Here is a 12,840-nt window from a genome sequence, read left to right as displayed (position 1 = left end):
CGGACGGCTGGGTGGCGGAAGCCGCGGACGGCCGGGATCTGTACCGACGTTGAAGTACCACGTTCAAGGAGTGATGAGTGCAGGAATCAACCGCCAACCAGGTAGCCGCCAACGCCACCTCGTCCTTTACCGAGCACCTGCAGCGGGACCGGCCAGAGCTACTGCCCTTCAGCCGGTCCCTCCAGGGTGGCGCGTCGGTGGCTGCCCCGGTCCAGGTTCCCCATGCCACCACCATCGTTGCCATGAGCTACGGCGGCGGCGTCCTGATGGCGGGCGACCGGCGGGCAACCATGGGGAACGTCATTGCGAGCAGGCACATCGAGAAGGTCTTCCCGGCTGACCACTTCTCCGTCCTCGGCATTGCAGGAACAGCCGGCATAGCAATTGACCTGACCCGGCTTTTCCAGGTTGAACTTGAGCACTACGAAAAGATAGAAGGAACCCAGCTCAGCCTTGAAGGCAAGGCAAACCGGCTGGGTGCCATGATCAGGGGCAACCTTCCCTTGGCCCTGCAGGGCCTTGCAGTGGTGCCCCTGTTCGCCGGTTTCGACACCAGCGCAGGCGTCGGCCGGCTGTTTTCCTATGACGTCACCGGCGGCAGGTACGAGGAACACGAACACCACACCGTCGGCTCCGGCTCCGTCTTCGCGCGCGGTGCGCTGAAGAAGCTTTGGCGGCCCAATCTCACGGCCGAGCAGGCCCTTTCCGTTGCGGTCGAATCGCTGTATGACGCTGCCGACGACGATTCCGCAACGGGCGGCCCGGACACGGTCCGGCAGTTGTGGCCGGTGGTCTATACGGTGGACAGGACAGGTGCCCGGCGGGTGCCCGAGCCGGAACTCGCGGCTGCGTCGCGCAGCGTGATCGAAGCGCGCACCATCGCCGGACGGGAGGCCTGAGATGACCCAGCAGTTCTATGTCTCACCAGAACAACTGATGAAGGACCGCGCGGATTTCGCGCGGAAAGGCATCGCCCGCGGCCGCTCAGTGGTTGTCATCAGCTGCGCCGACGGGATCGCCCTCGTAGCCGAGAACCCTTCGCCGTCCCTGCACAAGATCGGCGAGATCTACGACAAAATCGCGTTCGCCGCCGTCGGCAAGTACAACGAATTCGAAAGCCTCCGCCAGGCCGGCGTCCGCTACGCCGACGTCCGCGGATACTCGTACGACCGCGAGGACGTCACCGCCCGCGGCCTGGCCAGTGTGTACGCCCAAAGCCTGGGCGCTGTCTTCACCGCCGAGCAAAAGCCCTTCGAGGTGGAACTCGCCGTTGCCGAAGTAGGGTCCTCGCAGGCCGAGGACCACCTCTACCGGCTGACGTTCGACGGCTCGATTGCCGACGAGCACAGCTTTGTCGTCATGGGTGGACAGGCTGAGAAAGTGTCATCGGCCATCGATGCAGGATGGCAGGCCTCGCTGGGCTTCGCCGACGCCGTCCGGCTGGCCATCAAGGGACTTACGCCCGTCCAGGAAGGTGAGCAGCCCGCGGCGCCGTTGCCGCCAAGTGCATTGGAAGTGGCCGTCCTGGACCGGCTGTCCGAAAGCTCCCGCGGCACCCGGCGTGCCTTCCGCAGGCTGAACGACGCGGACATCACAGCACTGCTGGCCTAGGAGGACCACATGGACAAGAGAATCTTCGGCATCGAAACCGAGTTTGGGATCTCCTACTCGAGCCCCGACTCGAGGCCTCTTGCCCCGGAGGAGGTGGCGCGGTACCTGTTCCGGAAGGTGGTCAGCTGGGGGCGTTCCTCCAATGTGTTCCTCACCAACGGTTCCCGGCTGTACCTCGACGTCGGATCCCACCCCGAGTACGCGACGGCCGAGTGCGATGACCTTGCACAGCTGATCGCCCACGACCGTGCCGGCGAACTCATCCTTGACGACCTGGTGGATGAGGCCCAGGCGCGCCTTGCCGCTGAGGGCTTCAACGGCACCGTGTACCTGTTCAAGAACAACACCGATTCCGCAGGGAACTCGTACGGCAGCCATGAGAATTACCTGATTCCACGCCGGGGGGAATTTTCCCGCCTGGCTGAAATCCTGATTCCGTTCCTGGTCACCCGCCAGCTCATCGCCGGCGCAGGGAAGGTCCTGAAGACGCCCCACGGGGCCACCTATGCCTTCTCCCAGCGGGCCGACCACATCTGGGAAGGCGTCTCCTCCGCCACCACCCGTTCCCGGCCCATCATCAACACCCGGGACGAGCCGCATGCCGACGCCGAGTTCTACCGGCGGCTGCACGTCATCGTGGGGGACTCGAACATGTCCGAGGCGACGGCGCTGATGAAGGTCGGCACCGTGGACCTGGTCCTCCGGATGATTGAGGCCGGCGTGATCATGAGGGACATGCGGATGGAAAACCCCATCCGCAGCATCCGCGAAATTTCGCATGACCTCAGCGGGCGCGCGCTGGTCCGCCTGGCCAACGGACGGCAGCTCACCGCCCTTGAAATCCAGCAGGAGTACCTGTCCAAGGTGACAGCCTTCGTCAACGAGCATGGCGCCCACAACCCGCACGTTCCCGTGATCCTGGACCTGTGGGAGCGAACGCTGCATGCGATCGAGGCCGGCGATTCCAGGGGGATCGACACCGAAATCGACTGGGCCATCAAGAAGAAACTGATGGACAACTACCGCGAACGCCACGGCCTGGGCCTGGAGGCACCGCGCATCGCCCAGCTCGATCTGACCTACCATGATATTTCGCGCAGCCGCGGGCTGTTCTATCTCCTGCAGTCCCGGGGCGCGGTGCGCCGCATTGTTGATGACACGGTCATCAAGGGTGCCGTGGACGCGCCGCCACAGACCACCCGCGCCAAGCTGCGCGGCGACTTTGTCCGGCGGGCGCAGGAACTGGGGCGCGACTACACCGTGGACTGGGTGCACCTGAAACTCAACGACCGTGCCCACCAGACGATTCTGTGCAAGGATCCCTTCCGCAGCGTGGACGAACGCGTGGATGCGCTGTTGGACTCTATGGGCTGACGTCCAGTTTCAGGGTCTATTCTGGATAAGGTCCCTTTTAAGGGGGCCTTCCACGGCATTGTCCGCCGCCAGGCGGAATAGCCGTATCCACCCTGCCCCGACGAAAGTTTTACTACGTGCGCCGACTACTAGCAATCCTCCTTCCCGGCCTGTTGCTCCTGACTGCCTGCGGAGGTACAGCGTCCCAGCCCGAGCCCAGCAGCCAGTCCGCCGGGGAGACTGCAAAGCTCGACTCCCTCAAGCTGACCGACAACGGGGACAAAAAGGCCCCGGGTGTGGACTTCGACAAGCCCCTGGCCGTCACCCAGCCGACCATCAAGGTGGTTTCCGAAGGCAGCGGCGACACCGTCAAGGCAAACCAGGTAGCCAAGATCTCCATCCTGGCCCTGAATGGCACGGATGGATCCCAGCTGGAGGATACGTTCCCCAACGAGCCTGAAAGCCTGGAGCTGAACGATGAGCTCAAAACAGGCAGCGCTGTCATCTACAACGCTTTCATAGGTGCCAAAGTGGGATCCAGCCTGGCCCTGGCCGTGCCCGGCCAGCAGAGTGCACCGTCGGCAAGCCCCAGCCCATCAGACGGCGCCAGCCCCAGCCCCAGCGCTGCAGCTGAACCCACCCAGCTGCTGATCATTAAAGTACTTTCGGCTTCGGACCCCACCCCCGTGCTGGACAAGCCGCAGGGTGAAACCGTGACGCCGCCGGCCGGCCTGCCGACGGTGACCGAAAAGGACGGTGTACCGGAAATCAACGTTGCAGGTGCGCCCGCCCCCACGGCACTCGTGTCGCAGGACCTGATCAAGGGCACCGGCGCCACCGTCAAGGAATCCGACACCCTGACCGTGAACTACGTTGGCGTCAACCTCTCCGACGGCACCAAGTTCGATTCCAGCTTCGACCGCGGCCAGCCTGCCACCTTCCCGCTCTCGGGCGTTATCAAGGGCTGGACCCAGGGCCTCGCGGGTAAGACCGTGGGCTCCCGCGTCCTGCTGGTCATCCCCAAGGACCTGGCCTACGGAGACGCCGGCCAGGGCCAGGCAAAGGGCGACCTGGTCTTCGTAGTGGACATCCTCGGGGTCAAGTAGCAAGACTTACAGGGACGCCGCGTCCTTCGCGGCACCCATCACCACTCACTCATAGGAGCAAGCATGTCGTTTGGACAGCGGGAATTCGACCGCCAGAAGCCCGAGATCGACTTCCCGGAAGGCGACGTCCCCACGGAACTCGTCATCACCGACCTCATCGAGGGTGACGGCGAGGAAGCCAAGGCAGGGGACACCGTCTCCACCCACTACGTCGGCGTTGCCTGGTCCACAGGCGAAGAATTCGACGCCTCCTGGGGCCGCGGCGCACCGCTGGACTTCCGCGTCGGCGTCGGCCAGGTCATCCAGGGTTGGGACCAGGGCCTCCTGGGCATGAAGGTCGGCGGCCGCCGCCGCCTGGAGATCCCGTCGGAGCTGGCCTACGGCTCGCGCGGCGCCGGCGGTGCCATTGCCCCCAACGAGGCACTGATCTTTGTCGTGGACCTCGTCGCCGTCCGCTGACGAAGTCCAGGGAGCGCGGCAGCACGGAGGATATCCCTCCCGTGCTGCCGCGCTTTCTGCTTTCCCCGGAGGAGTTTAGTAACGTAACCAAGGTGTCCGTATCCCGTACTGAACGACTCCTCAACCTGCTGATTGCGCTGCTCAACACCCGTTACGGGTTGCGACGCAACGAGTTGCGCGAGAAGGTCTACCACGACACCTCCGGCAATGACGTCGCCTTCGGGCGGATGTTCGAGCGGGACAAGAACGACCTGAGGTCCATGGGGTTCGAGGTGGAAACCCTGACGGACCTGGGCTGGAGCGAGGACGACCCCGCCACTACCAGGTACCGGATCGGCAAGGAGTCCAGCCGCCTCCCGGACGTCCAGCTGGGACCGGAGGAATGGACCGTCCTCCTGCTGGCTTCCCAGCTTTGGGAGCGCGCAGCTTTGGGGACGGCTGCCCAAAGCGCACTGCGTAAACTCCAGGCATCAGGAAGGCTGGCCGAGGTGGAACTGCCGGCAGGCGTCCAGCCACGGATCAAACCGGCCGGGCAGGCCTTCGACGACATCGTTGCCGCCATGCATGCCCGGCATGCCGTCAGCTTCACGTACCTTGCCGGGAGCACCGGCAAGGAGGAGGAACGGCTTGTCGAGCCCTGGGGCCTCGGCAGCCGCTTCGGCCAGTGGTACCTCATGGGCTACGACCGGGCCCGGAACGCGCCCCGGCATTTCCGGCTGTCCCGAATCACCAGCGCGGTGACCACCCTCACCAGGGAGCAGTACGTTCCGCCCTCCGGCTTCAGCATCCGTGACGAACTGGCCCGGCTGCCTGAACTACCGCTGCGCACCGCCGTCGTGGACGTCCGGCACGAGCGCCTGCTGTCGCTGCGCCGACGGGCCCTTGACGGCTCCCGGCACCACCAGGCTCCCGGCGCGCCTGCGGATGGCTACGACCGGATGGTCCTGGAGTACCGCGACCCGGAAATCCTTGCCGAAGAGCTTGCCTCCTACGGACCCGATGCCCTGGCAGTGGAGCCCGCCGGACTTGCAGGGGCGGTGCGGCGCCGGCTGCAGGCCGCGGCCGACTTCAGCGTTTCGCCCGTCCCCGCCTATGCGTTCCCGGATGCCCGCGCCCGGACCGCCCGGAAGGGGACCTCAGAAGACCAGCTCAAGCGCATGCTGCAGTTGGTCCCGTTCCTTGTCCACAACCAGGGCCTGCACATCCAGGACGTTGCAAATCACTTCGGCGTCACCCGGGAAGAGCTGGAGGCCGACCTCCGGATCCTCATCTGCTCCGGCTTGCCCGAGGGGTATCCGGACGACCTGCTCGACATCCAGTGGGAGGACGACCACGTCTTCATCACCCAGGACCTCGACCTGAAGAAGCCGGTCCGGTTCACCGTGGCGGAGGCTTGTGCCCTCCTGACCGGCCTTGAAACGCTCAACGGCCTGCCGGACCTGCCCGGCGGCGGCGCCCTGGAAACGGTCACGTTGAAGCTGCTGGCCGCGGCCGGGGAGGAAGGACTCCGCGCCGCCTCCATCGCCGGGCCACAGGTGGCTCCGGCGGACGCCTCGACCCATGCCACGGTGCGCCACGCCATCGAGTCCGGTTCCCAGCTCCACCTGACCTACCTTTCGCCGCAGCGCGACGCGGTCACCGAGCGCGATGTGGACCCCCTGCGGCTCTACTCCCTGGACAACATCTGGTATTTCGAAGCCTGGTGCCACTTGGTGGACGGGCTGCGGAACTTCCGGCTGGACCGCGTGCAGGACGTGCGGCCCAGCGGCCGTCCCGCCAGCATGCACGGGCCACCGGACGGAGGCGTTCCCGCCAAACTTTTCACAGCGAACGACGACGACACAACAGTCACCGTCCAGCTCACCCGGCAGGGGAGGGGACTGGCGGATGACTACTACGCAGAGCGCACCGCAGAGTTGCCCGACGGCGGGCTGGTGGCAGAGATCCGCTTCGGCAACACAGCGTGGCTTCCCATGTTCGTGGCCCAGCACGGCGGTTCGGCCCGCATCCTGGCTCCGGCCTCACTGGCTGACGCCGCGCGGGACTGGCTGGCGGCGTCGCTGGACAGGTACGCCGGATAGACTTCTCAGCATGCCTTGGTGGTCCTGGATTCTCATATGGGTGGCGCTCGTCGCCGTGTCCCTGCTGTTCTATGTCCTGCTGGGCATCCGTCTCTTCCGCCAATTCATGGCGACTATGAAGGACCTCAGCGCCGCCGGTGAAAAGCTGGGGCACCTGAACCCGGTCGACGTGCAGGAATCCACAGGCACGCGACAGCCGTTGCCGGGTTCTGCCGTTTTTGCCTCACCCGCCGCGATGCGACATGATTACGAGGCATCCAAATCGGCCCGGCGCGAAGACCGCCGCCGCCGGCGAGTGCAGCGCAAAAAGGACCGGGGCCAGCCGCAGGCGCTCGGAGATCTCGACTTCACATAGAAGTAGGATGTATTTAGAGGAAAGGATTTCCCGTGGGAAGACTCTTTGATGGCCCCTGGCCGATCGTAATCATCATCGTCGTTGCTTTGCTTCTCTTCGCCGCCCCCAAGCTTCCGGCCATGGCCCGCAGTCTTGGACAGTCCATGCGGATCATCAAGTCCGAGGTCAAGGAAATGAAGAACGACGGCAAAGCCGACTCCACCGCCGACGCATCCGGCCCGGTGGAAGGCACCATCGTGAACCACCCCAAGGCGAAGCCCGGTGAGCCGACAGACGGCACTGACGTTCCGCCGTCGACCCGCGCCTGACCTCCCGTGGCACTGTCGCGGGCCCGTAAAGCCAATCCCGAGGGACGGATGTCCCTTTGGGAGCACCTCAAGGAGCTGAAGAACCGGCTGATCAAGTCGGCCATCGGCGTCGTCATCGGCGGTATTGGGGGCTGGATACTTTACGATCCGCTGCTGAAGGCCCTGGCCGAACCGGTCAACCGGATCTCGAATGAGACCGGGGGCCTTGCGGCCATCAACTTCGGCACCATCGCGTCACCTTTTGACTTCAAGCTGCAGATGTCGCTCCTCATCGGGGCGGTCATCTCCAGTCCTGTCTGGATCTACCAGCTCTGGGCCTTCATCACCCCGGGGCTGACGTCCAAGGAACGGCGCTACACGCTTGGCTATATGGCGGCTGCCATTCCGCTGTTCCTTGCCGGAATCTGGGTGGGCTGGCTTGTGGTCCCGCAGGTGGTCCACGCGTTGACCCAGTTCACCCCTGAAGGCTCCTCAAGCGTCATTGACGCCAGGACCTATATCGAGTTCGTCACCCGCATGGTACTGATGCTGGGACTGGCCTTCCTGGTCCCTGTGGTGCTGGTCGGCGTGAACATGGCGGGAATTGTTTCCGGCCGCACCATCCTGAAGGCCTGGCGCATCACCGTGTTCCTGGTGTTCGTCCTGGCAGCCATCGCAGCACCGGGTGCGGATGCCATCTCCATGTTCATGCTGGCCGGCCCTTTGCTGGCGCTCTTCTTCGCAGCGATCGGCATTTGCATCATGAACGACAAGCGCCGCGAACGCCGTGAGGCCAAACACGTCGAGGAGACCGAGTCCACTGCTGACATCGCCACCCCCAGCAGTGAACTTAAGAAGCTCTAGCCTGCCGCTAGGCTTGGGGTATGTCCTCCACCACCGGACCCTTCTCCGCCGGCCCCGTCGATCCTGATGAACTTTCGCCAGCCGAGAGATACCGTGCCAGCGCCGAGCGCCGGGCAGAGGCGGCCACGTACCTTGGGTCGTTCATCCGGACCCTGGACTTCGAGCTTGACGACTTTCAACGGCAGGCCTGCCTTTCGCTCCAGGAAGGCAGGGGAGTCCTGGTGGCGGCCCCGACCGGAGCCGGTAAGACCATCGTGGGGGAGTTCGCCATCTACCTCGCCCTGCAGCGGGGCCTGAAGGCTTTTTACACCACACCCATCAAGGCCCTCAGCAACCAGAAGTTCTCTGAGCTCAGCGACAAATACGGTGCGGACAACGTGGGCCTCCTCACCGGTGACACCAGCATCAACGGTGAAGCGCGGGTAGTGGTCATGACCACCGAAGTCCTCCGGAACATGCTGTACGCGGATTCCGCCACCCTGGACGATCTCGGATATGTGGTCATGGACGAGGTCCACTACCTTGCCGACCGGTTCCGGGGAGCAGTCTGGGAAGAGGTCATCATCCACCTGCCCAGCGAGGTCCAGGTCGCATCGCTCAGTGCAACCGTCTCCAACGCCGAGGAATTCGGCGCCTGGCTGGATACCGTCCGGGGGGACACGGACATCATCGTCTCCGAACACCGGCCGGTGCCCCTATGGCAGCACGTCATGGTGGGCCGGCAGATCATGGACCTCTTCGCGGGAGAAACCACCTTCGACGAGATCGCTCCGCCCGTCGAGGAAGAGGGGCAGCAGGCATCCAAGCCCGCCGAAACCGCCAAGGGCCGCGGCTTCGACGTCAATCCCGACCTCCTGACAGTTGCCCGCAGCGAAAGCCAGCAAAGCTTCCGCATCCGCGCCGGCGCCGGCCGCCGCGGCCAGCGTGGCCGAGGCGGATACGACCGCCCGGCGAGGAGCGAGCCAACGGGGGTCCGCCCCGCCAGCCGTCCCCAGGTGATCGCCAGCCTGGACCGGATGTACCTGCTGCCCGCCATCACCTTCATCTTCTCCCGCGCCGGCTGTGAGGCGGCCGTAGCGCAGTGCGTTGGTTCGGGCCTGTGGCTCACCACAGAGAAGGAGCAGCAGATTATCGCCCAGCGGGTGGACGAGGCCGGGCAGGACATTCCGCCGGACGACCTGGACGTGCTGGGTTTTTGGACGTGGCGGGACGGCCTGCTCCGGGGCTTTGCAGCCCACCATGCCGGCATGCTGCCCACCTTCAAGGAGGTGGTTGAAAAACTCTTCGCCGACGGCCTGGTCAAGGCTGTCTTCGCCACCGAGACCCTCGCCCTGGGCGTCAACATGCCCGCGCGCTCAGTGGTACTGGAAAAGCTGGACAAGTTCAACGGCGAAGCCCACGTGGACATCACCGCCGGTGAATACACCCAGCTCACCGGCCGGGCCGGCCGGCGCGGCATCGACGTCGAGGGCCACGCCGTAGTGCTGTGGCAGCCAGGGACGGACCCGACGGCGGTGGCCGGCCTGGCGTCCCGGCGAACCTATCCGCTGAACTCGAGTTTCCGGCCCACCTACAACATGAGCATCAACCTCCTGGCACAATTTGGGCGTGCCAGGGCGCGCGAAATCCTGGAGTCCTCGTTTGCCCAGTTCCAGGCCGACCGCTCCGTGGTGGGACTGGCCAGGCAGGTGCGGAGCCGCGAGGAGTCGCTTGCCGGTTATGCCAAATCCATGACCTGCCACCTGGGTGACTTCACGGAGTATGCCCGGCTGCGCAGGGAACTCTCCGATGCCGAGAGCGCCACCTCCCGGACCAAGTCACGCGTCCAGAAATCGCTCAGCGGCGACTCCCTGGCCCGCCTCCTGCCCGGGGACGTGGTCAACGTTCCCGGCGGACGTGCCCCGGGGCCCGCCGTCGTCCTCAGTTCCGACCACGGAAGCCGCGAACCCCGGCCGGCCGTGCTCACACTGGACAACCAGCTGCGCCGGATCGGAACGGACGACCTGGAGGGCCCCATCGCGCCGGTTACACGGGTCCGGATCCCCAAGTCCTTCAATGCAAAGGTGCCAAAATCCCGCCGGGACCTGGCATCCTCCGTCCGCAACGCACTGCGCGAGAACCGTCCGCCTGCTCCCGGCCAGAACCGCAACCATGACTTCGGCCGTGGCGCCGCCCTCCCCAACCAGGAGCGGCGGATCGCCGATCTGCGCCGGGCCCTGAAAGCCCATCCCTGCCACGGGTGCAGCGAACGCGAAGACCATGCCCGGTGGTCGGAGCGCTGGTGGAAGCTGCGGCGCGAAACGGACGGCCTGGTCCGCCAGATCCAGGGCCGCACCAACACCATCGCCAAGACCTTTGACCGGGTCTGCGACGTCCTGTCCGCCTACGGCTACCTGGAAGACGCCGGAGAGGGCCGGCTGAACATCAGCCCCGACGGCCAGCGGCTGCGCCGGATCTACGGTGAAAAGGACCTGCTGATCTCCCAGTCCCTGCGGCTGGGCGCGTTCAATGACCTGGACGCGGCGGAAGTTGCTGCCCTGGCCAGCGTCCTGGTCTACCAGGCTAAACGCGAAGACCGGGGCCTGCGGCCGCGCATGCCCAGTGTCTCCCTGGAAACCTCGGTGGACATCGTGGTCAAGGAATGGTCCGTCCTCGAAGACGTGGAAGAGGAGAACAAGCTTCCGCTGACCGGCGAACCTGAACTGGGCCTCGTCTGGCCGCTGTACAAGTGGGCCCGCGGACGCCACCTGCAGGATGTCCTGAGCGGCACCGACCTTGCCGCCGGCGATTTTGTCCGCTGGGTCAAGCAGGTGGTGGACCTGTTGGACCAGCTCGCAAAGATCCCCGGCCTTGACCCGCGCCTGGCACGGCTCTGCGCCGAGGCGATCAACCTCATCCGCCGCGGCGTCGTGGCCTACTCTTCCGTCCTCTAAACCCTCAACCTTTGCCGGCTGCAACCGGCCTGCCCACCTCCCAGGAGTCCTGCCTTTATGCCCCGCCCTGATGCAACCCCCAGCAACAAAGCCCGTCCCGCCCCGGTGCTGTACCGCAATGGATCCGTGTACACGGCGGCGGACCCGTTCGCCACGGCCATGCTGGTGGATGGGGACACAGTTGCCTGGGTGGGATCGGAGCAGGCGGCGTCGTCCATTGCCGACGGCACCATGGACATTATCGACCTCCGCGGCGCCCTGGTTGCACCGGGCTTCGTGGACTCACACATGCACCTGACCGAAACCGGAATCGCCCTGGAGTCGCTCCAGCTGGGCGCACTCACCTCAGCCCGGGCAGTGCTGGATGCAGTCGCGGGGGCCGGCGGGGACGGGCCGGTGCTCGGCCATGGGTGGGACGAGAGCATGTGGGCGGACCCCACCCTGCCCAGCGCGGAAGAACTTGACCGGGCGGCCGGGGGCAGGCCCGTGTACCTTTCGCGGGTGGACGTGCACTCGGCGCTGGTGTCCACGTCCCTGGCACAGTCTGCGGAGCTTCAGGGCAAGGCCGGGTACGACGGCGGCGCCCGGGTGACGCGGGCGGCACACGAGGCTGCCCGGCTGGCAACGCGGCAGCTGCCGCAGGATGCGCTGAAGCGGCTCCAGGCCCGCGCCCTGGCGGAAGCAGCTGCCAACGGGTACGTTGCCCTCGCGGAAATGGGTGCGCCCCATATCGGCGGCGCCCATGACCTGCGGCTCGCTGCAGGATGGAACGCCGGCGAGGCCGGGCAGCCCCGCTATCCCGAAGTAATGCCGTACTGGGGCGGGCTGGTCTCGTCCGAGGAGCAGGCCCGCGCGCTGGTGACAGAGCTGGGGGCGGGAGTCCGCGGCCTTGCAGGCGACCTGAACATCGACGGGTCCTTGGGGTCCCGTACCGCCGCCCTCCGCACTGGATACAGCGATGCCGGCCAGGAGCGCGGCACCCTCTACCTGGGCGTCGAAGAGGCCGCAGCCCACCTGGCCGCCTGCTCCCTGGCCGGAATCCAGGGCGGGTTCCACGTGATTGGTGACGCCGGACTCGACGCTGCGCTGGAAGCGCTGGACCTGGCGGCCAAGGAAGTGGGGGAGCAGCGGGTGCGCGCCGCCGGCCACCGGTTCGAACATGTGGAGATGGCTGATGCGGCAGCCGTGGCAAAGCTGGCCCATTACTCCGTGACCGTCAGCGCGCAGCCATCCTTCGACGCGGCCTGGGGCGGCCCCGGAGGCGTGTATGAGCGGCGGCTGGGCGACCGAAGCCGGTCAATGAATCCGTTCGCCGCGTTCTACTCCGCCGGCGTTCCTGTCTGCTTCGGCAGCGACAGCCCCGTCACGCCCCTCCGTCCCTGGTCCAGCGTGCGCGCCTGCGTGGAACACCACAACCCGGACCAGCGTATTTCGGCGCGGGCAGCGTTCCTTGGCCACACCCGGGCCGGTTGGCGTGCCGCCCGGCACGCCAACCCCATGGCCGGGCAACTCGTTCCCGGCGCTCCGGCCAGCTTTGCCGTGTGGGAAGTGGAAGAACTGATGGTCCAGGTGGCTGACGGACGGGTGCAGTCCTGGAGCACGGACCCCCGGGCCAGGACACCGCTGCTGCCGGCCCTGGACACAGGCTCGGAGCCGGTCTGCCTTCAAACCGTGAAAGACGGCGCCGAACTGTTTGGCAGCCCGGCCCTGCGTTCCTGATCCCGCAAGCTGCCGCCCCTATAATGGGGAGTTGCGCCCGCCGCCGGCACGTCCGGCGTTCGGTGCACCGAC

At 66.0% G+C, this 12,840-nt stretch carries 11 protein-coding genes; all 11 read left to right on the top strand.

Annotated features, from left to right (window positions below):
• Positions 1 to 77: 77 nt before the first annotated feature.
• A complete protein-coding gene (gene prcB, locus ACTHQS_RS08865) occupies positions 78 to 899 on the top strand; it encodes a proteasome subunit beta (protein WP_224026099.1) in 822 nt (273 codons plus the stop codon).
• A gap of 1 nt (position 900) precedes the next feature.
• On the top strand, positions 901 to 1,611 hold the full coding sequence (prcA, locus tag ACTHQS_RS08860; RefSeq protein ID WP_224026100.1) for a proteasome subunit alpha: 711 nt from the start codon (positions 901 to 903) through the stop codon (positions 1,609 to 1,611).
• Between the two features lie 9 nt (positions 1,612 to 1,620).
• On the top strand, positions 1,621 to 2,985 hold the full coding sequence (gene pafA, locus ACTHQS_RS08855; protein ID WP_440167893.1) for a Pup--protein ligase: 1,365 nt from the start codon (positions 1,621 to 1,623) through the stop codon (positions 2,983 to 2,985).
• Positions 2,986 to 3,101: 116 nt separating this feature from the next.
• Positions 3,102 to 4,070: an FKBP-type peptidyl-prolyl cis-trans isomerase gene (locus ACTHQS_RS08850; RefSeq protein WP_440167891.1), complete on the top strand. Its 969-nt coding sequence runs from the start codon at positions 3,102 to 3,104 to the stop codon at positions 4,068 to 4,070.
• A gap of 63 nt (positions 4,071 to 4,133) precedes the next feature.
• Positions 4,134 to 4,529: an FKBP-type peptidyl-prolyl cis-trans isomerase gene (locus tag ACTHQS_RS08845; protein WP_440167889.1), complete on the top strand. Its 396-nt coding sequence runs from the start codon at positions 4,134 to 4,136 to the stop codon at positions 4,527 to 4,529.
• A 92-nt stretch (positions 4,530 to 4,621) separates the two neighbouring features.
• The gene (locus ACTHQS_RS08840) at positions 4,622 to 6,610 is read left to right on the top strand and encodes a helix-turn-helix transcriptional regulator (RefSeq protein WP_440167887.1); all 1,989 of its coding nucleotides are present in this window, start codon (positions 4,622 to 4,624) and stop codon (positions 6,608 to 6,610) included.
• A 10-nt stretch (positions 6,611 to 6,620) separates the two neighbouring features.
• Complete coding sequence (locus ACTHQS_RS08835) at positions 6,621 to 6,965, top strand: hypothetical protein (RefSeq protein ID WP_440167885.1); 345 nt, start codon at positions 6,621 to 6,623, stop codon at positions 6,963 to 6,965.
• A gap of 32 nt (positions 6,966 to 6,997) precedes the next feature.
• Complete coding sequence (gene tatA, locus ACTHQS_RS08830) at positions 6,998 to 7,273, top strand: Sec-independent protein translocase subunit TatA (protein ID WP_440167883.1); 276 nt, start codon at positions 6,998 to 7,000, stop codon at positions 7,271 to 7,273.
• A gap of 48 nt (positions 7,274 to 7,321) precedes the next feature.
• Positions 7,322 to 8,116, top strand: a complete 795-nt coding sequence (gene tatC, locus ACTHQS_RS08825; RefSeq protein WP_440167881.1) for a twin-arginine translocase subunit TatC — start codon at positions 7,322 to 7,324, stop codon at positions 8,114 to 8,116.
• Positions 8,117 to 8,136: 20 nt separating this feature from the next.
• A complete protein-coding gene (locus ACTHQS_RS08820) occupies positions 8,137 to 11,049 on the top strand; it encodes a DEAD/DEAH box helicase (RefSeq protein WP_440167879.1) in 2,913 nt (970 codons plus the stop codon).
• A 57-nt stretch (positions 11,050 to 11,106) separates the two neighbouring features.
• Positions 11,107 to 12,768: an amidohydrolase gene (locus tag ACTHQS_RS08815; protein WP_440167877.1), complete on the top strand. Its 1,662-nt coding sequence runs from the start codon at positions 11,107 to 11,109 to the stop codon at positions 12,766 to 12,768.
• The last annotated feature ends 72 nt before the right edge of the window (positions 12,769 to 12,840 follow it).

This window comes from Arthrobacter sp. SAFR-044, assembly GCF_051965175.1.
In the GTDB taxonomy this organism is placed as follows: Bacteria; Actinomycetota; Actinomycetes; order Actinomycetales; family Micrococcaceae; genus Arthrobacter.
Note: the sequence above shows the minus strand (reverse complement) of the source record. Positions and strands in the feature narration are given on the sequence as shown.

Coding starts and splice junctions, on each gene's coding strand:
- ACTHQS_RS08815 (WP_440167877.1), top strand. CDS start 11,107: ATGCCCCGCCCTGATGCAACCCCCAGCAACAAAGCCCGTCCCGCCCCG.
- prcA (WP_224026100.1), top strand. CDS start 901: ATGACCCAGCAGTTCTATGTCTCACCAGAACAACTGATGAAGGACCGC.
- ACTHQS_RS08835 (WP_440167885.1), top strand. CDS start 6,621: ATGCCTTGGTGGTCCTGGATTCTCATATGGGTGGCGCTCGTCGCCGTG.
- pafA (WP_440167893.1), top strand. CDS start 1,621: ATGGACAAGAGAATCTTCGGCATCGAAACCGAGTTTGGGATCTCCTAC.
- ACTHQS_RS08845 (WP_440167889.1), top strand. CDS start 4,134: ATGTCGTTTGGACAGCGGGAATTCGACCGCCAGAAGCCCGAGATCGAC.
- ACTHQS_RS08820 (WP_440167879.1), top strand. CDS start 8,137: ATGTCCTCCACCACCGGACCCTTCTCCGCCGGCCCCGTCGATCCTGAT.
- tatC (WP_440167881.1), top strand. CDS start 7,322: ATGTCCCTTTGGGAGCACCTCAAGGAGCTGAAGAACCGGCTGATCAAG.